The organism is Hugenholtzia roseola DSM 9546 (assembly GCF_000422585.1).
Classification (GTDB): domain Bacteria; phylum Bacteroidota; class Bacteroidia; order Cytophagales; family Bernardetiaceae; genus Hugenholtzia; species Hugenholtzia roseola.
On record NZ_KE383886.1, the window covers coordinates 1 to 22,532 of the forward strand.

A 22,532-nucleotide genomic window follows, 5' to 3' on the forward strand; every position below is an offset into this window, starting at 1 on the left:
AAGTGTCCAACCAAAAAAATGTAAAAAAAATTTACAAGCCCATGATACAATCCATATTCTTAATATATTTGCTTTCTATGAATACAGAACAGATATTGGCTAAATTGCGACAAATTCGCAAAGAAAAAGGCGTAAGCCAAGAAGATATAGCCAAACAGATAGGAGTTTCCAGACCTACTTATTTGGCTATGGAAAATGGAAAGCAAGAATTTTCCCTGCAAAGGTTAGAAAAGGTAGTTAAATTTCTGAATATTGATATTTACGATTTGATAGATAAAAAAGATGAAAAATCAAATCAAATTGCAAAGGCAATATCAGAGATTAAAGCTAAAATCGAGGAAATAGAAAGAAAAATTAGTTAGCGCACAAAAACAAAAAAATGCAAGGTAAGTTTTGCAAGCTAACTATTTGAAAAAAAACAAAATCCCTCAATTCACAATATTTTCCCAAACAAAAAAAATGGCTTTGATGTAAGATTTTACAAGCAAAAAGTATCGTTTTTTATGAAAAACGCAGTTTTTTTAGAAAGGGGGGGTATAAAAAAAGACCCAAAAAAACCAAAATAGGCGTTTTTTGGGTCTTAAATGGGCTTTTTGTAATAAGTGGCAATTCTTTTCACAAGCTAAATGCTTGAAAGTCAAAGAATTAAGACATGACGGCAAAGAATACAGTGGCGGCAAGATTTTAGACCCCGAAGATGGCAAAAGTTATACCTGCAAAATCTGGCGCGAGGGCAAAAATTTGATGGTGCGCGGCTATGTGGCTTTTTTCTTTCGCACCCAAAAATGGCTACCTGCCGAATAAAAAGTTGATTTGTTAGCGTGATTTTTTATCTAAAAAATCACGCATTTTTAATAAAACGTACTAATTCGCGCACTTGTGAAAGCAGTTGGGCATCTTCTGAAATTTGTGAAATGCGTTGTTCCTGTTTTTGTTCATGGCGCGTCAGAGCGGTTTCTTGCGATATTTTAAAATTTTCTATCTCTTTTTTCAAACTATAATGCGCCTCTTCTAAGTGTTTGAGTTGTTTTTCCTTGATGGTAAGCCAAGAATCGGGACTTTCCGCATCGAGTTTTTGAGAAAGGCTTTCTACTTTATAGTTGAGTTCTTCTAATTTGGTTTTGAGGGTATAAACGTCGTCTTTTGGAAATTTCATATCCTTGGTTATCATGGTTAGGCGATAATGCACGTAGGCATATAAACGCGCCGAAGGGCGCAGCCTTGTGAGCAAGATTGCCAAACCAGCTCCCCAATAGCCTACTGCACTGATTTGATAGTAGGCAATAAGATAGAGCGCAACGCCAGAAAGCAGGTGCAAAACAAGGGCAATACCCAAATAGACCTGTGCAATTCGTTTGGCATAGCTTAAATCTTGCGCTTGTATGTTTTTTTGCGTTTTTTCAGTATAATATTGGGCTTCAGCCAAGACCTCTTTTGCCTTGAAATGCGTGTCCCAAGGGATTGTGGTAATGAAAAGTAGCCACCAGAAGCTCGCAATGCCAATGCCCCAATCTAAAAAATCGCCCGTAGGAATGGCAAGCCAGCGCAAGACCCCAAAAACACACAAGGCTAAGATAGTGAAGCCTAAGAGAGAAGAAAATATTTCGTTGTTTTTCATTTTAAAAAGTTAAAAATAAGTTGTTTTAGAAAAAAAACGCCTTTAAAAGGCTGTCCTGCCTGCCTAAACGGTTTTGTCTTAGGGCGAGCAAAATACAAAAAAAATACTTATCCGAAAAAATAGAGCCGCCGCCTTTTGGCTATGAGCGTAGCGAGAGCAGGCTAAAAAGAGCGATTGCGCAGGTTATTTTGAGAGGGAAGCCAACGTTTTATGCTTTTTTTGCGTATAAAAACGGAAATAAGCCAATAAAAACTAACATTTTGAAGTAGCCCCTTCGCTAACTTTTTGCCCTGCCAAAACGTTCAGACTAAGGCTGCCTTGCAAAAGAACGCCGTCTGGTAGGGAAACGAAGAAATGCCGCTTGGGTTGTCTTTTTCATCAAAAAGTTTTAACCAAAAAAAAGCACAAAAAAGAGCATTGTTTTATCCTGCCAAACAAAAACAATAAACTATAAAAATAACACACTATCCTAACCAACAAAAATATGTTTACTTTTTCGTACCACCTTATCAAGCGCGGTAGCCTTGTGCTTCGTTCCTTTGTGGGTATCTTCGCGCTGCCCTTCCTACTTTTAAGTTGTCAGAGTGAAGAAAATCCGCTTCAAAAGACCCTACCCCAAAGTGGAGAATTGCGTCTGACCAAAGCCGCCGAAGAGGATTTTACAAAATTTTTCAACCGTTTTTCGAAGGAATCTTTGTCCAATTTAGAGTCGATGCTGCACCCCAATTACGGCGTTTTTGTCGTTTATAAGCCAAGCACTTATGCCATTACGCAGCATTTTGGTTCGCTTTCCGAAGCCACACAAGAACTACCCTATCTTTCCGAATATTTTGAGCAACTGCCCAAAGATACCGAACTTCGCAGGCAAGTCCCCAATTTTAATTGTGAGCAGTTTGCCCAAGAGGGTACTTTTTATGAAGATGTCGCCTCGCCTATGGTTTTGAGCAAGGTTGCGGAAACGGCAAAACTTTTAGGGCGCGAGATACCGAGCCAACAGCAAAATTTAGCCACTGCCTTAGATAAACAACAAGCCAAAACTGTGGTGCTTACGAACCAATATTTAGCCTTAGCCTTTGCCAACATCGAGGGCAAGTGGTATTTGGTTTTGATAGATACGGCGCGTTTTGATTGTGCAGCCTAAGATAGGGCAAAAGGTCTTCAAAGGAAACAAAATTTTCTTTGTATTGCCAAATTTTCCGATTTAAGCGCATCTATTTCGTATTTTTGCAGAAAATAAGCCCTTGCTGCCTTACAAGCCTTTTTTATATCCTACCTAATGCACGCCCACAAAGGATTCTTTTCTGCAAATTTTACTTTTTATGAGGATATTCCTGCCTTTTATCTTTCTGACTGTCTTATTTTTCTTTGTTAGTGAGGTGCTATTGGCACAAACAACTACTTTTAGCACTGCCGAAAGGAGAGAACAAGAAATCGATAGTTTGGAAAATACGCTAACTTTACAGTTATCAGACAGTCTAAAATTAGAAAACACGATAAAACTATTTCTATTAGTTTTAAATCAAAATCCGAAGCAAGCCCTCGATTATTTGGAAAAAGCAAGGCTGTGGAATCGCGATTCTTTGTATCAGGGGCGTATATGCAACGCAAGGGCAATATTTTATTGGCAGCAAGGAGAATACAATCAGGCTCTTGTTTTGTATAAAAAGGCAGAGCAGGAATTTGAGAAAAGAGGTGATATTTGGCGTTTGGCAGATGTTTCACAAAATTTAGGCTTGCTTTATTCCTCGCGCAAGGAATTTGAGCAGGCGCACTATTATTATCGGAAGGCACAGGCAATTTATGAAAATCAGACCCAGCACCCTTCTTTTCCCAAAAACTATGCTGCCTTTCTAAGCAATAGGGGCATTTTGGCAATGCGAGAAAACAAACTCGATTCTGCCCTATTTTTTCATAGAGAGGCACTTTTATACGCCAGTCGCGCCCAAGATGTAGAAGGCGAGGCGCGTGCTTATCAGAACTTAGGCAATGTTTTTTTGAGAAAAGACTCCCTTGTAGAGGCGCGTTTGCATTTTCAAAAGTCGCTTTCTATCAGCGAGGAAGCAAACCTAACGCAGGGAAAAATCTTCAATCACAATAGTTTGGCTACTATTTTTATCAAAAATAAAGAGTACGCCCAAGCCTTGCCCCATGCAGAAGCCAGCTTCGAATTGGCGGAGCGTGTAGGTAGGAAGGAAAGCATGCGCAATTCGCTGCAAAATTTAGTTACCATTTATCAGATGCTTGGCGATTTCAAGACTGCCTTTGCGTATTTGCAAATGCAGCAGCAGGTCAAAGATAGTTTATTAAACGAACAAAAAATTAGAGAGCAATTTAAAATAGAATACCAAAACGACCTTTTTAAAAGAGAACAAGAAAATGAAAAGCTCAAATCATTGGCGCAGATACAAGAAAATACCATCAAGCAGCAGCGTATTTTTTCTGTTTTATTTTCAATTTTATTTCTCTTTTTGATTTTAATTTTGATTCTTTTTGTACGAAGCCAACAAAAAATCAAGCGCGATAATTTTATTTTGCAAAAACAGACGCGCATCATACAGGAACAAAACTTCAAACTCCAACAAAATAGCGAAAAGAAAATTAGCCAAATTTTGGATAGTTCGCTTGATGCCTGTGTCGGTTCTGATGCAGAGGGAAAGATTATCATTTGGTCTTTGGCTGCCGAGCGTCTGTTTGGCTGGAAGGAGCAGGAGGTGATGGGCAAAAAATTGAGCGAAGTTTTTATTCCCCAACAGCACCGCAGCGCACACGAGGAGGGCATGCAACGCTACCTCACCACACAAGAGCCGCATATCCTCAATCAGCGCGTAGAAATTACGGCGTTGCGTAAAGATGGCACGCATTTTCCCGTCGAGCTTACCGTCAATGCGGTAAAGATAGAAGCCGAAACCCTTTTTGCCGCCTTTATTCGCGACATAACCCAACAAAAAGCCGATGCCGCCGCCTTGCGCCAAAGCCAAGAGAAGGCATTGGAGGCGATTCTGACCAATAAAAAACTGATAGAAGAGCAAAACCGCCTTTTAGAGGAGCAAGTACAAAAGCGCACGCAGAGTTTGCAGGAGGCTTACGAAATGATTGCGGCTCACAACGAAGCCGTTGCCGCTTCTATTCACTATGGCGCAAGGATTCAGAACGCCCTATTACCGCGCCCCGATGTTTTGGCGGAGTTGTTTCCCAAACATTTTATCTTTTTCAAGCCGCGCGATGTCGTTTCGGGCGATTTCTACTGGACACGCCGTCTGGGTTCGTTGCGCCTGATAGCGGCAATAGACTGCACAGGGCATGGCGTACCCGGTGCTTTTATGTCTATGATAGGAAACGATTTGCTTCATGAGATTGTAGGGCGGCGCAAAATTACCCGCCCTGATGGAATTTTGAACGAACTGCACAAAGGAATCCGCAACGCCCTCCAACAGGATAGCACCCAAAATCAAGACGGCATGGATATTAGCGTCTGTTGTATAGATGATAGCAAGCAAGTTTTGTATTTCGCAGGAGCTAAGAATGGTTTAATTTATTTTCAAAACCAAGAGCTTTTTCAAATCAAGGGCGATAAGTTTTCTATTGGCGGCGAACAGTTGGAAGCCGAGCGCATCTTTACCCTTCATACCATTCCGCTGCAAACGCAGACGACCTGTTACCTCTTTTCAGACGGCTATCCCGACCAATTTGGCGGCAAGCAAGGCAAGAAAATGATGACCAAAAATCTTAAAAATTTCCTTAGCACCATTCAAACCCAAGAGATGCAAGACCAAGCACAAGCCGTTAAGCAGCATTTTTACGAATGGAAAGGCACGCAGGAGCAAGTAGATGATGTCTTGCTTATCGGTTTTACGGTATAATAAAACCGTTAAACCTTTGTTTTTTAACAATATTTAGCAGCCCAAATTATTTTTTGCTATACCATAAAGCCTTCACAAAACGTTTTTGAGGTAGGCTTTTCTTGCTGCCGCGTGCAGTGGCAGTAATGTTAAATTCTAAAAATTAAGTTCGAATGTAGGGACAAGGCATTGTCTTGTCATATACCCCAAACCCTAAGGGTCTTGAAGACCCTTAGGGTTTAAGTCCAAATTTCATTTCGAGTCAAATTTGACAAAACAAGTATTTTTACAGAACTTAACATCACTGTATGCAGTGGCGTTTGTTGGGATACCAAAATCCTATTCCCACTCGAAGAAAGGCAGTCTTTTTCAGAAAAAAATAAAAAAATAGGACAATGCGAGGATTTATTGTTTTTTTTCTTATATTTGCCTCTGCAAGCCTTTCTTTTGTATCAGAGCCACAATCGGTACAGGTTTGGCAGAAGGCGGACTTAGAAAAATTGCTCAAACAGCAAGATAGCCTTTCAGAAAAAGAGGGCAAAAGGCTCGAAATTATCAACTTTTGGGCAACGTGGTGTCAGCCCTGTGTAGCAGAATTACCTCATTTTGAGGCATTGCAGGCGGCTTATCGGGGGCAGGTGCGGGTGCGTTATCTAAGTTTGGATTTTGAAAAAGATTTGCAGACCAAACTCATTCCCTTTGCACAAAAACGCCTCAAAGAAGGGCAGGTGATTTTGCTAAATGATACAGACTACGACAACTGGATGGGGCTAATTGATGCGCAATGGTCGGGGGCAATTCCTGCCACGCTCTTTTTAGATGCGCGAACACAAACCTACCATTTTGTACCAAAGGCTCTTGAAAAAGAAGAATTGCGACATATTACGGATTCGCTCCTCCAAAAATAACCTTGCACCTTAGACTACTATTTGCTTTTTGTTTATTACACCTTTAAACTTTCCAAACGATATGCAAAATCTGAAAAAATCGCTTTTTCTTCTCCTTGCGATTGCCTTTGTAGGGCTTGCCAGCTTTACTTTGGTCGGCGATGGCTACAAAGTCGGAGCTAAAATCAAGGGTTTTCAGCTCAAAAATGTAGATGGCAAGACGGTTAGTTTGGCAGACTATCAAAACAATGCCAAAGGTATTATCCTGACTTTCACTTGCAACCACTGCCCTTACGCTAAATTGTATGAAGACCGTTTGATAGCACTGCACAATCGCTTCAAAGACGAAGGCTATCCCGTTGTGGCTATCAATCCGAATGGAAAAACGGTAGAGGACGATTCTTTTGAAAATATGGTCGCGCGTGCCAAAGAAAAAGGCTACCCCTTTGCCTACCTTTTAGACGAAGACCAAAAAGTGGCGCAGGCTTTTGGGGCAGAAAAAACGCCACACATCTATTTGCTTAAAAATGTAGGCGATGGCTTCGAAGTCGTTTATATCGGTGCGATTGATGACGACCCCCAAAATACAAAAGAAAACAAGGTCAAGTTTGTAGAAAATGCCATCATTGACTTACAACAAGGACGCTCGGTAGCCAATACCAATACAAAAGCCGTAGGCTGTACGATTAAGTGGTTGAAATAAGTCCTTGTTAGCCCTTTCTTTTTTGCTCTTTTCCCTTGTTTTTAAATGCAAAAAGCCCCCTTCGCAAGACCTTTTGGTTTGGAATGGGGCTTTTTTGGGTTGCTTTGCGCCAATTGAGTGGGCTTATTTCACCTTTTCAGACTTTTTGCTGCTTTCGCTTTTGGTCTGATTCTCGCGCAAAAGTTTTTCGTATTCTTTTTCAGAATAGACCATGATGTCGTCGTAATCGCGCATACCTGTACCCGCAGGGATAAGGTGTCCGACAATCACGTTTTCTTTCAGACCGCGCAAGTCGTCGCGTTTGCCACGAATAGCGGCTTCGCTCAATACCTTTGTCGTTTCTTGGAACGAGGCTGCCGACATAAAGCTCTGTGTTCCCAAAGAGGCTTGGGTGATACCACGTAGCGTAGGCTTCGAAACGGCAGGCTGTGCTTCGCGCACTTTTGCAAGTTTCAAGTCTTTGCGGCGGAGGTGAGAGTTCTCGTCGCGCAATTCGCGTGCAGTGATAATCATACCAGCTTTGAGCTTGGTAGAGCCGCCAGCGTCTGTTACTACTTTCTTGTCTAAGATTTCGTCGTTTGCCTGACGAACCTCGAAGCGGTCGGCGATTTGGCTGGGTAGGAACTCGGTATCTCCGGGGTCTATGATTTCTACTTTTTGCATCATTTGGCGTACAATGACCTCGATGTGTTTGTCATTGATTTTTACACCCTGCAAACGATAGACTTCCTGAATTTCGTTGGTTAGATATTCCTGCACCGCCGTAGGACCTTTGATAGCCAAGATGTCGGAAGGCGTGATAGCACCGTCGGAAAGTGGCATGCCTGCCTTTACGAAGTCATTTTCTTGTACTAAGATGTGCTTGGTAAGCGGCACCATGTATTTTTTGATGATACCATCTTTTTTCGACTCTACGAAAATCTCACGATTACCACGCTTGACAGAGCCATAACGCACTGTTCCATCAATCTCTGACACAACGGCAGGGTTAGAAGGATTACGCGCCTCGAAGAGTTCGGTTACACGTGGCAGACCGCCTGTGATGTCGCGGTTTTTGCTCACCGAGCGCGGAATCTTAACCAAAATTTGCCCTGGACGCACGCGCTGCCCATTTTCAACGGCAAGATACGCCCCCGCAGGAATGTTACTGCTGATGCTGCTACCGTCATCACCGTCGATGATAATGGTTGGGTTTTTCGTTCTGTCGCGCGTTTCGATGATGACCTTCTGACTAAATCCTGTCTGGTCGTCTGTTTCTTGTTTGAAGGTAATGCCTTCTTCAATAGACTCGAATCGAACCGTACCCGTAACTTGCGAAAGGATAACGGCGTTGAAGGGGTCCCAATTTACAATATCATCACCTTTTTTGATGCTTTGTCCTTCTTTGACTTTCAAGAAAGCACCATAAGGAATGTTGTGTGTATTGAGGACGCGCTTGGTTTCGGGGTGCAAAATACGAACTTCCCCTGTGCGCGACATAACTACGGTTACTTCTTTGCCATCTTCGTTGGTAGAAACAACGGTCTTGATGTCCTCAAAAGCGACAACCCCTTCGTATTTGGCTTTCAAAGAAGACTCTACTGCCACACTCGATGCCGCACCCCCTACGTGGAAAGTACGTAAGGTAAGCTGCGTACCCGGCTCGCCGATAGACTGCGCCGCAATTACCCCTACCGATTCGCCTCTTTGTACCATCTTGCCTGTGGCTAAGTTTCTGCCATAGCAAGTACCACAAATGCCGATTCGCGTTTCACAAGTAAGTGGGGAGCGTACTTCTAAGGTTTCAAAGCCTGCCTTTTCAAGGGCTTGTCCGATGTCTTCGGTAATGAGCGTACCCGATTCTACGATAAGTTCTTCGGTTTCGGGGTGGAATACATCATGGAGCGATACACGCCCTAAGGTGCGCTCGGCAATGCCTTCCAAGATTTCGTCGTTTTCTTTCAAAACCGTAACCGTAACGCCACGCAAAGTGCCACAATCTACTTCGTTGATGACAATATCTTGCGCAACGTCTACTAAGCGGCGTGTTAGGTAGCCTGCGTCTGCTGTCTTTAAAGCCGTATCCGCCAGACCTTTACGCGCACCGTGAGTAGAGATAAAGTATTCCAAAACGTCAAGCCCTTCTTTGAAGTTGGAAAGGATTGGGTTTTCGATGATTTCCCCTACCGAACCTTGCAAGTTTTTCTGTGGCTTTGCCATCAGACCACGCATACCACCAAGCTGACGGATTTGCTCACGCGAGCCACGTGCGCCTGAGTGCATCATCATATAAACAGGATTGAAGCCTTGGTCGTCTTTTTCCAAGTCGTTCAAAAGGTGGTCGGATAGGGTTCTATTGACGCGTGTCCAGATATCTACTACTTGGTTGTAGCGTTCGTTGTCGGTGATAAAGCCCATCATGTAGTTGGCTAAGACTGTATCTACTTCATCTTTGGCTTCTTGTACCAAACGCGCCTTCGAATCAGGAATTCGAACATTGTCGATACCGATAGAAAGACCACCACGATAGGCTTGTTGGAAGCCCAAGTATTTGATATCGTCCAAAAATTCGGCGGTGCGTGCCATGCCCACAACCTTGAAGACGTGTGAGATGACTTTTTGTAGTGCTTTTTTAGTCAGTAGCTCGTTGATGTAGCCTACTTCTTCGGGAACGGCATCATTGAACAATACGCGCCCTGCTACGGTTTCTACTAATTGTGGGTGCAATTCGCCTGTTTTTTCATCGCGAACTTTGGTTCTCACTTTGATATAGGCGTGCTTCGATACCTTTCCACTATCTACGGCTAAAATTACCTCTTCGGCAGAGTAGAAAATTTTATCCTCGCCTTTGACAGGTTTTTCGGGAGTGCTTCTGCGTCCTTTGGTCAGATAGTACAAGCCCAAGACCATGTCTTGCGAAGGTACAGTAATCGGATTGCCGCTGGCAGGCGAAAGGATATTGTGCGCTGCCAACATCAAGACAGAGGCTTCTAAAATGGCTTCATGACTTAGTGGAACGTGAACCGCCATTTGGTCACCGTCAAAGTCGGCGTTGAACGCTGTACAAACTAAGGGGTGCAACTGAATCGCTTTGCCCTCGATGAGTTTGGGTTGGAAAGCCTGAATACCCAAACGGTGTAGCGTAGGCGCACGGTTGAGCAAGACAGGGTGTCCCTTCAATACATTTTCTAAGATGTCCCAAATAACGGGGTCTTTTCTATCTACAATTTTCTTGGCAGATTTGACCGTCTTGACGATACCTCTTTCAATCAGTTTGCGAATGATAAAGGGTTTGAAAAGTTCTGCCGCCATATTTTTAGGCAGACCGCACTCGTGCAGTTTGAGTTCGGGACCTACTACAATTACGGAACGACCAGAATAGTCGACGCGCTTTCCTAAGAGGTTCTGACGAAAACGTCCCTGCTTGCCTTTGAGCATGTCGGAGAGCGATTTGAGGGCGCGATTGCCGTCGCCACGAACCGCATTGACTTTGCGTGAGTTATCAAAAAGTGAATCTACCGCTTCCTGCAACATGCGCTTTTCGTTGCGCAAAATCACTTCGGGGGCTTTGATGTCGATAAGGCGTTTGAGGCGATTATTGCGAATGATAACGCGACGGTAGAGGTCGTTGAGGTCGGAAGTAGCAAAACGTCCGCCATCGAGGGGTACAAGTGGGCGCAATTCGGGCGGAATCACAGGCACCATCTTGACGACCATCCATTCGGGCGAATTATCGACTTTTCGCGCTTTGGCATCGCGGAAGGCTTCTACTACGCGCAAACGCTTCAAGGCTTCCGATTTGCGTTGCTGCGAAGTTTCGTTCATGGTAGCATTGCGCAATTCGTAAGAAAGCTCATCTAATTGAATCCGCGAAAGTAGCATCTGCAAGGCTTCTGCGCCCATCTTAGCGATAAACTTATCGGGGTCTTCGTCATCTTTGAGCTGGTTTTCGCGCGGGAGCTTGTCCATTATCTCGATGTACTCGTCTTCGCTTAGGAAGTCCATTTTCTTGAGTTCGTTGCCCAAGATACCGGGCTGCACCACAACGTAACGCTCATAATAGATGATTTGGTCTAACTTTTTGGTAGGTAAGCCCAAAAGGTAGCCAATTTTATTAGGCAGAGAGCGGAAATACCAGATGTGTGCTACAGGCACTACCAGCTCGATATGCCCCATGCGCTCGCGGCGCACTTTTTTCTCGGTAACATCTACGCCACACCTATCGCAGGTGATGCCCTTATAGCGAATACGCTTGTATTTGCCACAATGACATTCCCAATCTTTGACAGGACCGAAAGTACGCTCGCAGAAAAGTCCGCCCATTTCGGGCTTGTAGGTGCGATAGTTTATCGTTTCGGGTTGTGTAACTTCTCCGTTTGAACTCGCCAAGATAGACTCAGGCGAAGCCAAACTAATGGTAATAGATTTAAAATCTGACTTGATTTTGCTGTTCTTCCGGAAGACCATTCGCGTTGCAGATTTGTTTGGTAAATTTGAACTTACAAAGTTAGGACTTTTTTCGTAAAAAAAGCGTTCGGCAGGGGCTTTTTTTCTAAAAAAATGCTTTTTTTTTCGATTTTCTGATTTGCCGCCTTTTTAGAGGGTGCAAAATCCAAGACAAACAAGATTGGATACAAAAAAACGAACAGCTCTCGATGGAACTGTTCGCTTCAAAGAAAACAACTTTTGTAGCAGCGGCAAACTACGCGCCTTTGTACTTGTAAGAGTCGATGATATTGCGGAAAACCCCCAAAATAGACTCGATTTCATTGACAAAATAGCGATGTGCGTCAATGTAAATCGTATCGCCTTCTAAGCGCAAGAAAAGCCACTGTTCGCCTGTGGTTACACAGCCATAGACGGTGCTGATTTGATTGTCTTCGCGCTCGTTGAAGATGTCGGCGGCAATCATTTGCGCGACGCACTTGCCCAAGCCCAAGTCGATGTTGTTCTTATAGGCTTGCACAATCGTCATGATGGGCGAAGAAATGGAGTAGGATTCAGGGCTAAGAGAAAGGATAATGTCGGTAGGACCTGCCAAACCTTCACGTGGCTCTACATTGAAAAATTCGCCTGAATAGATGGTGAAAAAGCCCTCGTTGAGGCGGCGTAACTCTAATAAGATGGGCAATAAGATAAATTCGGTTCTCTCTTTTTCTGTCTTTTTGGGAAGGTCTGCCGTAATGCTAAAGGTTTCTTGCAGCCAGTCGCTGGGCGTGAGTGCTTCTACGTTGGGGAATAAATCTTTCTGCAATTCGTTGAGGTTGAATCTACGCTTGACACGCTCGAAGCTAAACTTGTTGTAATTCATCAAATCACGCTTTGAAAAACGCGCATGAGGAGGCGGCGTGTTTGAGTGCATGTTGTTGTGCATTCCTTGTGGGGATTCTTGGTGGTAGCCATTATTTCTATGCATGGGGTTGAACGAATCGTGCATATTATGTGGCTGATAAGAAGAAGGATTAGAATAATTAGAAGAAAGAGGTGCGCTCGTGTTTCTGATGCGATTGGGATACTTGGGAGTTTTCATCATGAGTTTAACAAAAGTTACAATAAATAGAAATGGTTAATATGCTAATGACTATGGAAATGTAAAAGACGGTTTCGAAAGCAGTTACAGATTTAGAAAGAAAGCGGGGTGAAAAGCAGCATACAAACATAGCGGCAAGATTTATCTTTTTCCATTCTACCTTTGCCTTTCTACTTTTTTACCTTTCTGAAATGAATTGGCTTCTACTTTTTGCCAATGCTAAGGAGGCTATTCGCACAAGATGGTCTTTTCTACATATCAAATTTGCCATAAACTTGTAAGAAGCGCGAGCCATTTAGGTTGCATTTCAATACTTTCGCTGTATTTGGGCTGCATAAGGGGCGCAGGGTGCAGCAGCGGGGCGTAAAAGAAAACAGAACATAAGTATATCCTTTTAAAAGCGGCTCATACTCTACTGTCGTTGCCTTTCTTTCAGACTTTCTTTAATCTTGGGTGCAAATTAGGCTTTTTTTTCATAACTTCCAAATTTATTTCACCGAATCCTTTACTTTGGGGTTCTTTTTGTCGCCTGCCTACCCTTTGAGGGGCAAAATAGGGATTTGAGAACAGACAATCCAAACGCTTAGGCGTGTGTATAAATCGGGCTGCCCTGCTTAGAATTTCTTACAGAAAGCCCCTTAGAAGGGCAATTTTAGAACAAAAGGCACGGGCTACAAGTAAATACGCAAAAATACAAACTTAGGTTTTTTTTATTTTCCCTCGCACCTTTTTATGCTTATTCGCGCACTTTCAGAAAACGATTTCCTACCCCTTCATCACACTTTATCGGAGGTCTTTGCAGAGAAAAATCGCCCTTTTTTCTTCAACAAATGGCAGGCACAGCAACGTTGGCAGCGCATTGGGGCGGTATATCCTGCCTCGTTTGGGGCTTTCGAAAAAGAAAAATTAGTGGGCTTTCTTATCTCGGCGGCAGGCGAATGGAGGGGAAAAAATGCGATTTACAATGGTGGCATGGGCATATTGAAAAGTTATCGCAATAGAGGCATTGCCACTCAACTCTATGCGCACTTAGAAGAAAAGGTGGCGGCGCAGGTTTTGCTTTTGGAGGTTTTGGTCGAAAATAAGGCGGCACAGGCTTTTTACGAGCGAATGGGCTTTGCCGTCTTGCGGCAGGTGGCTTGTTATTTGGCGCAACATTCGGGCTATCAGCACTTCCGAAGTGGAGCGGTGATTTCGAAACAAGCGCAACCAGATTGGTTTTATTATCAAACTTTGCAGCAGGAGTGGCAAACTACTTATCCTACTTGGCAAAATCTGCCTGCTGCCATCAGCCGAAATGCCGTTGCCGAAATTTGTTTGGAGGCGCATTGGGGCGAAAAATTAGTGGGCTTTATCAGCCTTGATGTGCAAAATGGGCGCATTTCGCAAATCGCCGTTGCGCCCGATTTTAGGCGAAGAAAGATAGGCAGCCAACTTTTACAGCAGGCGCAAAATCTTGTCTTGCCAAAATTTGTTTCTATTTTAAATATAGAAACGCACCCTACCATCGAGGCTTTTTTTTCTTACCATCGCTTTAAAAGGGTCGCGCTACAATACGAAATGCAGAAGGAGATACAGCAGCAAGGTTAAATTCTGCCGAAAGCCTTGTTTTTTCAAATTTGACACAAAATAAAATTTGGACTTAAACCCTAAGGGTCTTCAAGACCCTTAGGGTTTGGGGCATAGGAAAAGGCAATGCCTTGTCCCTACATTTGCACCTGATTTTTAGAGTTTTAAAAAAAAATACCTCTATCTGTCTAATCTGTACCATTTATATTCTATTTTGATACAAAATTTGATAAAATTATTTTTTCTCAACTGTATATGTTACAAAATTCCTTAAAATCTCTAAGCCTTGTTCGCTCAAAGCCGCTTCGGGGTGAAACTGTACGCCAAAAATTGGAAAATGACAATGCTCAAAAGCCATCAGTTCGCCTTTTTGCGTGTATGCCAAAGGGCGCAAAGAGGCAGGCAAATCGGTCAGTAGGAGCGAATGATAGCGCACTACCTCGAATTGGGCAGGCAGACGGCGAAAAAGCACCGAATCTTGCGCTTGCTTTTCCAAAAAAACACGCGAAATTTTGCCATGCATCGGATAAGTAGCGCGTTGAAGTTTTGCACCAAAATACTCACCCAAAGCCTGATGCCCCAAACAGACCCCCAAAATGGGCAAGGGAAAGCCTTTTTTCGCGTAATGCGCTATAAAAGCAGGCATATTGCCTGCCGCCTGCGGACGACCATGTCCGGGCGAAAGCACTACCGCCGACCAAGCCTCTGCCGTTAGTGCCGAGAGGGGTTGGTCATTGCGCAAAACCCGCACCTGCGCCCCCACACGTGAAAGATAATCGTATAAATTATAGGTAAAAGAGTCGAAATTATCGAGCAGCAATAGCATATCGGCAGACTTTCTAATAAAAAGAAGTGCAAAATTAGCGTTTTTTACGGTCTGCGCCTCGAAGTCCGATTTTTGTCGTTCAAATCCATAAAAACTTGCTATTTTTGTGAAAAGACCGCGCCACAAAGAAAAATACCGACCGACTTTTGTTTTAGCCTAACTTTAAAAATTCATATTACGATTAAAAATACGTTTTTTCTATCAAATGACAACCCAAAATCCGACTACCTCTTTTGCCAATTTTTTGGCAGAATACTACGCTTTTTTTCGCTACGAAAATTTGCTGCGATATCGCTTCAAAATGGCTGATTTTTATACTGCCCTACAAGCCACTACTACCTCTCTGGAAAGTTCGCTTTTGGGACATTCTTGGCAGGGCAGACCTATTTTTAAGGTGCAGGTAGGAAAGGGTAAGAAAAAAGTTTTGCTTTGGTCGCAAATGCATGGCAATGAACCGACGGCTACCCTTGCGCTCTTGGATATTTTCAATTTTTTTAATGGTTCTTTTTCCTATCCAAACCCTTTTGTGGCGAATATGGCGCGGCAGATAAGAGAAAAAATAGAAAAAAACTTACATCTTATTTTTGTCCCCGTTCTTAATCCTGACGGCACAGAAAGATTTACGCGCGTTACGGCGCAAGGCATAGATATGAACCGCGACTTTCGCCAACGCCAAACCCCCGAAGGTAGGCTTTTGATAGCCTTAGCCGCTGATTTTCAACCTGAATTTTCTTTTAATCTGCACGACCAACGCTCGAAATACTCGGTAGGCGATAGTGCCAATCCTACCACAATGGCATTTTTAGCCCCTGCCCCTGATGCAGAAAAAAGCCTCACGCCACGCCGAAAAGCAGCGATACAGCTCATTAGTTTGATGGTAAAAACCTTAGAACCTTACATAGGTCAGAATTTGGCAAAGTACAATGACGACTTCGAGCCACGTGCCTTTGGCGATAATTTTCAATCGCTTGGTTATGGTACAATTTTGATAGAATCGGGACATGTTTCAGGCGATTTTGAAAAACAACAAGTTCGTAAATATAACTTTATTGCTATTCTAACGGCTCTTTACGCGCTGGCTTCCGATTTGGAAACCCAAGAAAGCCTCGAACCTTATGAAGCCCTGCCCTTTAATGGCGAGCGTTTTTTTGATTTGATATTGCGTAAGGTAGAGATTTTCCCAAATTGTACCGTAGATGTGGCAATAGAAAGAGATGCCTTTTTTCAAAAAAATGATACAAACGGAAAACCGCTTTATGATTTTGTCGGAAAAATTGCTACTTTGGGCGACCTCACAGGTTTCTACGGACACCAAGAAGTGGATTGTAGCGGCTTGAAAGTAGTCTTGCAGAAAGGAGAATGGCTGCCAGAGGCTTCGCCGCTTGTGTTTTTCTATCGCAAAGACGGGCAACTTGCGCACCTACTTGCAGAGGGTAATTTTCTAACTTGTAGTTAAAATTATTTTGCTTTTTATTTTAATATCCAAGCTACCATGAAACTTCTTCTTTCGCCTTCTTTTGATGCCGCCTTCAATTTGGCAACGGAAGAGTACGCCGTTTCCGAATTGCTCAAAAATGCGTCGGAGGCGGGTTTTTTATTTTTGTATAGAAATGCGCCTTGTGTAGTTTTAGGTAAAAACCAAAATTTATTAGAAGAAGTAGATTATCATTTTCTCAAAAATAGGCAAATACCGCTTAGAAGGCGCATTTCGGGGGGCGGAACGGTTTATCACGATTTGGGAAATCTTAATTTTAGCTTTATCCTACCCAAAAAAATAACCTTAGAAAAAGGGCTGACCCGCCTTATGCAGCCTTTGGTGGCGCATTTGCAGCATTTGGGTGTGCCTGCTACGCTAAATCATAGGAACGACATTTATATCGGTGAAAAAAAAGTAACGGGAACGGCACAGCACCTGACCCAAGAGGGCGGTATTAGCCATGGCACGCTGCTTTTCAATTCGGATTTGGAAACGCTGCAAAGGGCTATTTTGCCACCTTCGGCACAGCCACAAAATCATTCAAAAACGCAAATAGATTCGAAAAGTTTGAAGTCGGTGCGAGCCAAAGGGGTTGCGAATATCCGCGATTTTTTAAATCAAGATTTTGATATACATGTCTTTGAAAGGGAAGTGGCAAAGGCAATTTTAGGCGAAAATTATGAGCAAATCGCACTTTCGCCCATAGATTTGAAGCACATCGAAGCCTTAGCCGAAACCAAATACCGCACTTGGGAGTGGAATTTTGCAAAGGCTACGCGCTGCAAAATAGAAAAAACGGCGATTTTAGCAGGTCAGCAATGGGAATTGCGCCTGCAAATTGGACAGCAAGCACGCATCGAGGCTCTCGAAATGCCCCAACATTCGGCACTCAATCCCTTTCTACAAACCTACATAGGCGAAATTTATTCCGACCAAAACATGCAACTTTTGGCGCAAAGTCTGATAAAAAATTATCCTGCCTTCTTTCAAACATGGAAAGCCGAAGATTTTACTAATTTTACCCTCTTTTTATACTAAATTTATGAAAATAGCACTTTTAAAGCCTTTAAAAGAAAGTCTTTTTTTTGCTTTTTCAAGTAAAATGCTTTGCTGTTTGTGCCTTTTAAATGGATTGTTTTTTGGCAGTTCCTTTGTGGCAGAGGCACAGGAAAAGAAAAAATTTCGTGTCGTCGTTGATGCAGGGCATGGCGGGAAAGACCCAGGCAGCGAGGCGAGCGACCCGAAGAAGTTTTTTCACGAAAAGGACATTGTTCTAAATGTAGCTAAAAAGTTGCAGTATTATTTAGAAAATAATATAGAAGGAATAGAAGTTGTGATGACGCGCCGAACAGATACCTTTCTTTCGCTCGAAGAGCGCACCGAACTTGCCAATCAGGAGCAAGCCGACCTTTTTATTAGTTTGCATTGTAATTCAAATCCGCTCACTTATGTCCATGGCGTGCAGTTGCATGTGCAGGATTATCGCTTCAAAAATAGCCTTTGGCTGGCACACAGGCTAAACGAGGAATTTGGAACACGCGCCAAAAGAAAGACTTTTAAAATCCAAACCACAGGCGATAGGCAGCACAATTTGTATGTATTGCAATATACCAAAATGCCCGCCGTTCTGATAGAAATGGGCTTTTTGAGTCACCCCGAAGAGGAGAAATTCCTTAATAGCGAATACGGTCAAATCTTACTCGCCTCGGCAATTTTTCGCGCCATTCGAAGCTACCAAAAGCACAAATACAGACCTAAATAGGCGCGATTTTTGAAAAGGTGATTTTATGGTTCGTAACATTGTTTTTTATGAAGAGCATTTCTCTGAGTTTTATGATTCTCAATCAGAAAAAGTACAAGAAAAAATAGACTATGTACTTAATTTGATTGCTTATGTAGAGCGCGTTCCTGAAAAATTCTTAAAACACTTGGAAGGAACAGAAGGGCTTTACGAGATAAGAGTGAAGTTCTCGTCTGACATCTTTAGGTTCTTTTGCTTTTTTGATGAAGAAAAACTTGTTATCGTTCTACATGGGTTTCAAAAGAAAACTCAAAAAACGCCAAAAAATGAAATTAAAAAAGCAGAAGTATTAAAGCAAAAATACTTAACAGAAAAAGAAGCATGAAAAAAATAACGACACTTGAAGACCACCTGTCTAAACGATATGGCGAGATAGGTACGCCTAAAAGAGATGCTTTTGAAGCAAATGCAAAGGCTTTCTTGTTTGGTGAGATGCTAAAAGAGGCGCGTAGGGAAGCGAATCTTTCACAGCAAGATGTTGCTACGCGCGTGGGCATTACGCAAAGTTTGCTGGCAAGTATAGAAAAAGGAGCTGCTGACATCTCACTTGCAGTGCTTGTACGTATTGTAGAGGTGGGGTTGGGCAAAAAAATATCGTTTTTCATACAATAAGGCTCTGGGTAGTAAATTGCCTAAATAGGCGCGATTTTGTTATTTTTTTTTGAAAAGTAAAAAAAAGGTTGCATATTTGGCTTGCTTTTCTTTTCCTACCCATTCCCCAAATCTTTTTTTATCGCTTATGAACTATTGGTTTCTCTGCAAAGTGAGTTATAATAAGGAACTCGAAGATGGCACTGTCAAAAAACTCAAAGATACCTACCTAACCGATGCCATGACGCTAACTGATGCCGAAGCACGCATGTACGAAGAAGTCGGCAACACCATTCAAGGCGAATTTGACGTTTCGGCGGCAAATCGTATGAACTTCATCGATGTTTTCACGTATCCGAACACACAATATTACTTCCGTTGCAAAGTCCGCTACGTAACCATCGACGAAAAAAAGGGCAAGGAAAAAGAAACCAAAAACCTGATTTTGATAGGGGCAAATGACCTCAAAGATGCCTACGACCGTCTGACCAACGAGCTAAAAACGATGCTTGTCCCCTATGAAATCATCGAAATCGTCAAAACGCCTATTTTAGAAGTCTTCCGCTATCGTTCGCCTGATGAGCGCATTGGCGCACGCAACTTGCGCCCCTTAGAAGAGGGCGAAGGGCAGGAATAAGTCTTGATTCTGACCCCAGTCGTGCCGCTTGTAATTGGGTTAGGTTCTAAAAAATAGGGTCATTTGTAGGGACAAGGTACTGCCTTTGCTGCTCTGTCTTGTCTATATGGTTCTGTTTATTTTGTTTTTTTCTAAGTTTGAAAAGACAAGATTTTTATAGAATCTAACGCCACTGCATTTTGGGCTGGGGTATTTCTACAAGAAGTCTTTTTTCACTATCTTTCACCTGCCATGCGTTTGGTTCGTTCCCCTCTCTTGTGCAACTACTACGTAACGTATCGCTGCAATGCAAAATGTCATTTTTGCGATATTTGGGAGCGTCCTTCGCCTTTTGTCAAGATAGAGGAGGTAGGGCAAAACCTACGCGATTTGAAAGCCTTAGGGGTGCGCGTCCTCGATTTTACTGGCGGCGAGCCGCTTTTGCACCCAAAAATTGCCGATTTTTTTCAGATGGCAAAAAAAATGGGTTTCATCACAACGCTCACCACCAACGCCCTGCGCTACCCCAAATTTGCAGAGGCTCTAAAAGGGCAGGTAGATATGCTGCATTTTTCCTTAGACGCGCCTACGGCAGAAGCCCATGATGCCATTCGGGGCGTATCTTGTTTCGATTCGGTGATGGAAAGTTTGGCTATTGCTAAAAAATTAGGAGAAAGACCCGATATTCTTTTTACTGTTTTCGAGGAAAATTTGCATTATTTAGAGCCTATGTGGGCATTGGCGCAAAGACACAAGGCGGTTTTGATAGTCAATCCGATTTTTGACTACAATCAGATTGCGAATGGCGGAGGTTTATCGCCTGCTTCACTACAAAAACTCAAAGTTTGGACAAATAAAAAAGGCGTGTATCTCAATGCGGCGTTCTTGGCTTTGCGCCAAAATGGAGGCAATCAGGTAGCCGACCCCATTTGTAGAGCCGCCAGCACAACGGTTGTGATTTCACCAGAAAATGAATTGGTTTTGCCTTGTTATCATTTGGGTCTGAAAAGTTTTCCTATTCAAAACCGCTTAAAAGAATTATACCAAAAGCCTGATATTCAAGATCTTATCGCTATGGAGGGCAAAATGCCTGCCTGTCAGGGTTGTGCCATAAATTGTTATATGCAGCCTTCTTTTGCCGTAGAGTTGAATCGCTATTGGTTTTTAGCCCTGCCCTCTACCCTGAAATATAATTGGCTCAAAGGCACGTGGAAGGCACTTTTTTAAAGCCTTGATTTTCACTTTTTTTACCACTATGCTTTCCTGCTTTCTACTCAAAAAAGCGTATTTTTGCGCATCGAATCAGACAAAGTAAAATCAGGCAAAAAAGATGAAAAACAAATTACACGCACTATTGCTCGCCTTGGGGCTTCTTTTTGCGCTACCAACCTTTACTACCGTAGGGCAGGTGGCGGCACAGGGAAAGATTGCCGTTACGGAGCGCGATTATCAAAATCAGGAAGTAGAAATGGCAGACGCTTTTCGCAGTGAAGGCAAAATTTATGTAGTAGTGGCTGTTTTGGCTACTATTTTTTTAGGAATGGTGATATATCTCATTGTTTTCGAACGCCGTTTATCCCAACTTGAACGCCAAATCAAAGAGGAAGAGTCCTTAAAAAAAGACTAACCTTCCCAAACTGCAACCGCGAAAGCGAGGTTTTATTAGCGTATCTATTGGCTTTATTCTCTAAATTTCTATTCTTATGAAGACTCAACATATTATCTTAGTCGTGGTCTTGGCTTTGGTAGCGGGGATAATTTTCTCCTCAGCAGGCAATACCAGCGAATATCTTGCTTTTGAAGATGCAAAAGCACGCGCCGAAGCAGGAAATAGCGATAAGTTTCATATCGTAGGCGAACTGCCGCGTGATGCACAAGGCGAAGTTGTAGGCATTGAGTACAATCCTACCCTCGACCCCAACTACATGGCTTTCCTTTTGGTAGATGAAAAAGGGAAGACCCAAAAAGTAGTTACAAGCAATCCGCCTGCCTCTATGCAGGATTTCAAACGCTCGGAAAAAGTCGTCGTAATTGGAAACTTCAAAGGCGAACAGTTTATTGTCAAAGAAATTCTTTTGAAATGCCCTTCTAAATACGAAGAAACCAAAATTTAGCGTTATCTTAGTACCTTTACAACCTTTGAATGTCCAAGCCGTATCTTGGGCAGGGCGTAAAGCCTACCTTTACTAATGCGAAGCCTTCGGTAAGGTCAGATGGTTTTCTATTCGAAACTTGACAGTATCGAGGGCTTGTGTCTAAATTGAGAAGGCGCAGGTTTTTGCTGCTTTTTGGCAGTTATTATTTTTAAGCAATGAAATGAAAGGGTACTATTGGAAAGCTATCTTGTTGATGCTTTATTTTTATGGGGCAGGAATAGAAGTGGGGCAGAGTCTTTTTTTCGCGCCTACCCAAACCCTATTTGCCCAAACGGATAGCACTGCCGCAGGGCAGCCTACTTTGGATAGTGCCGCCCTTGCCCAACTGACCCCTCCCAAAAGTACAACTGACGGACTTATTTCGGAGGCTTCCGCCTTCAAACTCACCGAAGAATCGGCGCACTATCTTTCGCCTGCCGAATTAGAGCCTTATGTAGAAAACCTAACGCGCTTGCGTGCCGAATTGAGCCACCTGATACGATACCGAAAAGCATACGGCGCAAGCGATAAAGATTTAGAAAAAGAATATCTTTTGATGGACGAATTGCGCGTTTCCTACGCCTACGCCTACTATGAATTGCAGGAGCAGCGACGTAGCATAGCCGACAACCTGACGGCGCGTGTCAAGGTATTGGAAAGTAGCGAATTGTATGACATCGATACCAAAAAAATGCACAATGAAATTTTGCTGCAAAGTCTGAAAGAAAATATCTTTTTTAGCTCCCGTCAGCCCAATTTAAAAACGCCTGCTATCGGACACGTCTTGCCCAACTGTAAAGCCTTTGGCGTAAATCCTGCTTTGGCGGCTATCGGCTATCGCATTGGCGTGGGCGACCACCAAGACAAATACACCCTTATCATCTTCAAACTCTACCCTTCGGGCGAAGTAAAGGCGGCTTTGATAGATGATATTGAAAATATAGTAGTTGATATGAAATGA

At 43.0% G+C, this 22,532-nt stretch carries 21 protein-coding genes; 17 read left to right on the forward strand and 4 right to left on the reverse strand.

The window, feature by feature from the left end:
- The first annotated feature begins 41 nt into the window (after nt 1-41).
- Both G500_RS25290 and G500_RS24205 read left to right on the forward strand, forming a co-directional pair.
- Nucleotides 42-362 carry a helix-turn-helix domain-containing protein gene (locus tag G500_RS25290; protein WP_154657225.1) on the forward strand — a complete coding sequence of 107 codons (321 nt, stop codon included), beginning with the start codon at nt 42-44 and terminating at the stop codon, nt 360-362.
- Between the two features lie 268 nt (nt 363-630).
- A complete protein-coding gene (locus tag G500_RS24205; protein WP_245574509.1) occupies nt 631-804 on the forward strand; it encodes a DUF2147 domain-containing protein in 174 nt (57 codons plus the stop codon).
- Nucleotides 805-841: 37 nt separating this feature from the next.
- Here the strand turns inward: G500_RS24205 and G500_RS0118570 are convergent, their stop codons facing one another.
- On the reverse strand, nt 842-1,618 hold the full coding sequence (locus tag G500_RS0118570; protein WP_027003630.1) for a hypothetical protein: 777 nt from the start codon (nt 1,616-1,618) through the stop codon (nt 842-844).
- Between the two features lie 484 nt (nt 1,619-2,102).
- Between G500_RS0118570 and G500_RS0118580 the strand changes: the two genes are divergently transcribed.
- From G500_RS0118580 to G500_RS0118595, 4 genes are all read left to right on the forward strand, one after another.
- Nucleotides 2,103-2,759 carry a hypothetical protein gene (locus tag G500_RS0118580; protein WP_027003631.1) on the forward strand — a complete coding sequence of 219 codons (657 nt, stop codon included), beginning with the start codon at nt 2,103-2,105 and terminating at the stop codon, nt 2,757-2,759.
- 178 nt (nt 2,760-2,937) lie between these two features.
- Nucleotides 2,938-5,478: a PAS domain S-box protein gene (locus tag G500_RS24210; RefSeq protein ID WP_035758102.1), complete on the forward strand. Its 2,541-nt coding sequence runs from the start codon at nt 2,938-2,940 to the stop codon at nt 5,476-5,478.
- A 374-nt stretch (nt 5,479-5,852) separates the two neighbouring features.
- On the forward strand, nt 5,853-6,365 hold the full coding sequence (locus tag G500_RS24215; RefSeq protein ID WP_051203881.1) for a TlpA family protein disulfide reductase: 513 nt from the start codon (nt 5,853-5,855) through the stop codon (nt 6,363-6,365).
- Nucleotides 6,366-6,426: 61 nt separating this feature from the next.
- Nucleotides 6,427-7,047, forward strand: coding sequence for a thioredoxin family protein (locus G500_RS0118595; protein ID WP_035758163.1), 621 nt, complete (start codon nt 6,427-6,429; stop codon nt 7,045-7,047).
- A gap of 123 nt (nt 7,048-7,170) precedes the next feature.
- Here G500_RS0118595 and rpoC read toward each other — a convergent pair whose 3' ends face one another.
- Nucleotides 7,171-11,493 carry a DNA-directed RNA polymerase subunit beta' gene (rpoC, locus tag G500_RS0118605; RefSeq protein ID WP_027003633.1) on the reverse strand — a complete coding sequence of 1,441 codons (4,323 nt, stop codon included), beginning with the start codon at nt 11,491-11,493 and terminating at the stop codon, nt 7,171-7,173.
- Nucleotides 11,494-11,728: 235 nt separating this feature from the next.
- Nucleotides 11,729-12,559, reverse strand: a complete 831-nt coding sequence (locus tag G500_RS0118615) for a hypothetical protein (RefSeq protein ID WP_211220177.1) — start codon at nt 12,557-12,559, stop codon at nt 11,729-11,731.
- 729 nt (nt 12,560-13,288) lie between these two features.
- On the opposite strand from G500_RS0118615, the gene G500_RS0118620 reads away from it, so the two are divergent.
- Nucleotides 13,289-14,146 carry a GNAT family N-acetyltransferase gene (locus G500_RS0118620; RefSeq protein WP_027003635.1) on the forward strand — a complete coding sequence of 286 codons (858 nt, stop codon included), beginning with the start codon at nt 13,289-13,291 and terminating at the stop codon, nt 14,144-14,146.
- Nucleotides 14,147-14,360: 214 nt separating this feature from the next.
- Here G500_RS0118620 and G500_RS0118630 read toward each other — a convergent pair whose 3' ends face one another.
- Nucleotides 14,361-15,077 (reverse strand): anthranilate synthase component II, encoded by a 717-nt coding sequence (locus tag G500_RS0118630; RefSeq protein WP_342664618.1) that lies wholly within the window; start codon nt 15,075-15,077, stop codon nt 14,361-14,363.
- Nucleotides 15,078-15,156: 79 nt separating this feature from the next.
- Here G500_RS0118630 and G500_RS24220 point away from each other — a divergent pair, with 79 nt between their 5' ends.
- The 10 genes from G500_RS24220 (at nt 15,157) to G500_RS0118680 (ending at nt 22,532) form a co-directional block, all read left to right on the forward strand.
- Nucleotides 15,157-16,407, forward strand: a complete 1,251-nt coding sequence (locus tag G500_RS24220; RefSeq protein ID WP_051203885.1) for a M14 family zinc carboxypeptidase — start codon at nt 15,157-15,159, stop codon at nt 16,405-16,407.
- Between the two features lie 36 nt (nt 16,408-16,443).
- Nucleotides 16,444-17,466: a lipoate--protein ligase family protein gene (locus tag G500_RS24225; protein ID WP_035758104.1), complete on the forward strand. Its 1,023-nt coding sequence runs from the start codon at nt 16,444-16,446 to the stop codon at nt 17,464-17,466.
- A 4-nt stretch (nt 17,467-17,470) separates the two neighbouring features.
- A complete protein-coding gene (locus G500_RS0118645) occupies nt 17,471-18,190 on the forward strand; it encodes an N-acetylmuramoyl-L-alanine amidase family protein (RefSeq protein WP_027003637.1) in 720 nt (239 codons plus the stop codon).
- A 25-nt stretch (nt 18,191-18,215) separates the two neighbouring features.
- A complete protein-coding gene (locus tag G500_RS0118650) occupies nt 18,216-18,554 on the forward strand; it encodes a type II toxin-antitoxin system RelE/ParE family toxin (RefSeq protein WP_027003638.1) in 339 nt (112 codons plus the stop codon).
- Nucleotides 18,551-18,841, forward strand: coding sequence for a helix-turn-helix domain-containing protein (locus tag G500_RS0118655; protein WP_027003639.1), 291 nt, complete (start codon nt 18,551-18,553; stop codon nt 18,839-18,841). Before G500_RS0118650 ends, G500_RS0118655 begins: the two co-directional genes overlap by 4 nt.
- Before the next feature lie 127 nt (nt 18,842-18,968).
- Nucleotides 18,969-19,457 (forward strand): DUF4494 domain-containing protein, encoded by a 489-nt coding sequence (locus G500_RS0118660; RefSeq protein WP_027003640.1) that lies wholly within the window; start codon nt 18,969-18,971, stop codon nt 19,455-19,457.
- Nucleotides 19,458-19,688: 231 nt separating this feature from the next.
- Entirely contained in the window at nt 19,689-20,663 is a 975-nt protein-coding gene (locus G500_RS0118665; protein ID WP_027003641.1) for a radical SAM protein, read from the forward strand.
- Between the two features lie 103 nt (nt 20,664-20,766).
- Nucleotides 20,767-21,063, forward strand: coding sequence for a CcmD family protein (locus tag G500_RS24230; protein ID WP_245574510.1), 297 nt, complete (start codon nt 20,767-20,769; stop codon nt 21,061-21,063).
- Between the two features lie 76 nt (nt 21,064-21,139).
- Complete coding sequence (locus G500_RS0118675; protein WP_027003643.1) at nt 21,140-21,550, forward strand: cytochrome c maturation protein CcmE domain-containing protein; 411 nt, start codon at nt 21,140-21,142, stop codon at nt 21,548-21,550.
- 202 nt (nt 21,551-21,752) lie between these two features.
- Nucleotides 21,753-22,532, forward strand: coding sequence for a hypothetical protein (locus G500_RS0118680; RefSeq protein WP_027003644.1), 780 nt, complete (start codon nt 21,753-21,755; stop codon nt 22,530-22,532).

What these genes read in the sequence shown, in the direction of transcription:
- G500_RS25290 (WP_154657225.1), top strand. Translation starts at nt 42, where the DNA reads ATGATACAATCCATATTCTTAATATATTTGCTTTCTATGAATACAGAA.
- G500_RS0118570 (WP_027003630.1), bottom strand. Translation starts at nt 1,618, where the DNA reads ATGAAAAACAACGAAATATTTTCTTCTCTCTTAGGCTTCACTATCTTA.
- G500_RS0118580 (WP_027003631.1), top strand. Translation starts at nt 2,103, where the DNA reads ATGTTTACTTTTTCGTACCACCTTATCAAGCGCGGTAGCCTTGTGCTT.
- G500_RS24210 (WP_035758102.1), top strand. Translation starts at nt 2,938, where the DNA reads ATGAGGATATTCCTGCCTTTTATCTTTCTGACTGTCTTATTTTTCTTT.
- G500_RS24215 (WP_051203881.1), top strand. Translation starts at nt 5,853, where the DNA reads ATGCGAGGATTTATTGTTTTTTTTCTTATATTTGCCTCTGCAAGCCTT.
- G500_RS0118595 (WP_035758163.1), top strand. Translation starts at nt 6,427, where the DNA reads ATGCAAAATCTGAAAAAATCGCTTTTTCTTCTCCTTGCGATTGCCTTT.
- rpoC (WP_027003633.1), bottom strand. Translation starts at nt 11,493, where the DNA reads ATGGTCTTCCGGAAGAACAGCAAAATCAAGTCAGATTTTAAATCTATT.
- G500_RS0118615 (WP_211220177.1), bottom strand. Translation starts at nt 12,559, where the DNA reads ATGATGAAAACTCCCAAGTATCCCAATCGCATCAGAAACACGAGCGCA.
- G500_RS0118620 (WP_027003635.1), top strand. Translation starts at nt 13,289, where the DNA reads ATGCTTATTCGCGCACTTTCAGAAAACGATTTCCTACCCCTTCATCAC.
- G500_RS24220 (WP_051203885.1), top strand. Translation starts at nt 15,157, where the DNA reads ATGACAACCCAAAATCCGACTACCTCTTTTGCCAATTTTTTGGCAGAA.
- G500_RS24225 (WP_035758104.1), top strand. Translation starts at nt 16,444, where the DNA reads ATGAAACTTCTTCTTTCGCCTTCTTTTGATGCCGCCTTCAATTTGGCA.
- G500_RS0118645 (WP_027003637.1), top strand. Translation starts at nt 17,471, where the DNA reads ATGAAAATAGCACTTTTAAAGCCTTTAAAAGAAAGTCTTTTTTTTGCT.
- G500_RS0118650 (WP_027003638.1), top strand. Translation starts at nt 18,216, where the DNA reads ATGGTTCGTAACATTGTTTTTTATGAAGAGCATTTCTCTGAGTTTTAT.
- G500_RS0118655 (WP_027003639.1), top strand. Translation starts at nt 18,551, where the DNA reads ATGAAAAAAATAACGACACTTGAAGACCACCTGTCTAAACGATATGGC.
- G500_RS0118660 (WP_027003640.1), top strand. Translation starts at nt 18,969, where the DNA reads ATGAACTATTGGTTTCTCTGCAAAGTGAGTTATAATAAGGAACTCGAA.
- G500_RS0118665 (WP_027003641.1), top strand. Translation starts at nt 19,689, where the DNA reads ATGCGTTTGGTTCGTTCCCCTCTCTTGTGCAACTACTACGTAACGTAT.
- G500_RS24230 (WP_245574510.1), top strand. Translation starts at nt 20,767, where the DNA reads ATGAAAAACAAATTACACGCACTATTGCTCGCCTTGGGGCTTCTTTTT.
- G500_RS0118675 (WP_027003643.1), top strand. Translation starts at nt 21,140, where the DNA reads ATGAAGACTCAACATATTATCTTAGTCGTGGTCTTGGCTTTGGTAGCG.
- G500_RS0118680 (WP_027003644.1), top strand. Translation starts at nt 21,753, where the DNA reads ATGAAAGGGTACTATTGGAAAGCTATCTTGTTGATGCTTTATTTTTAT.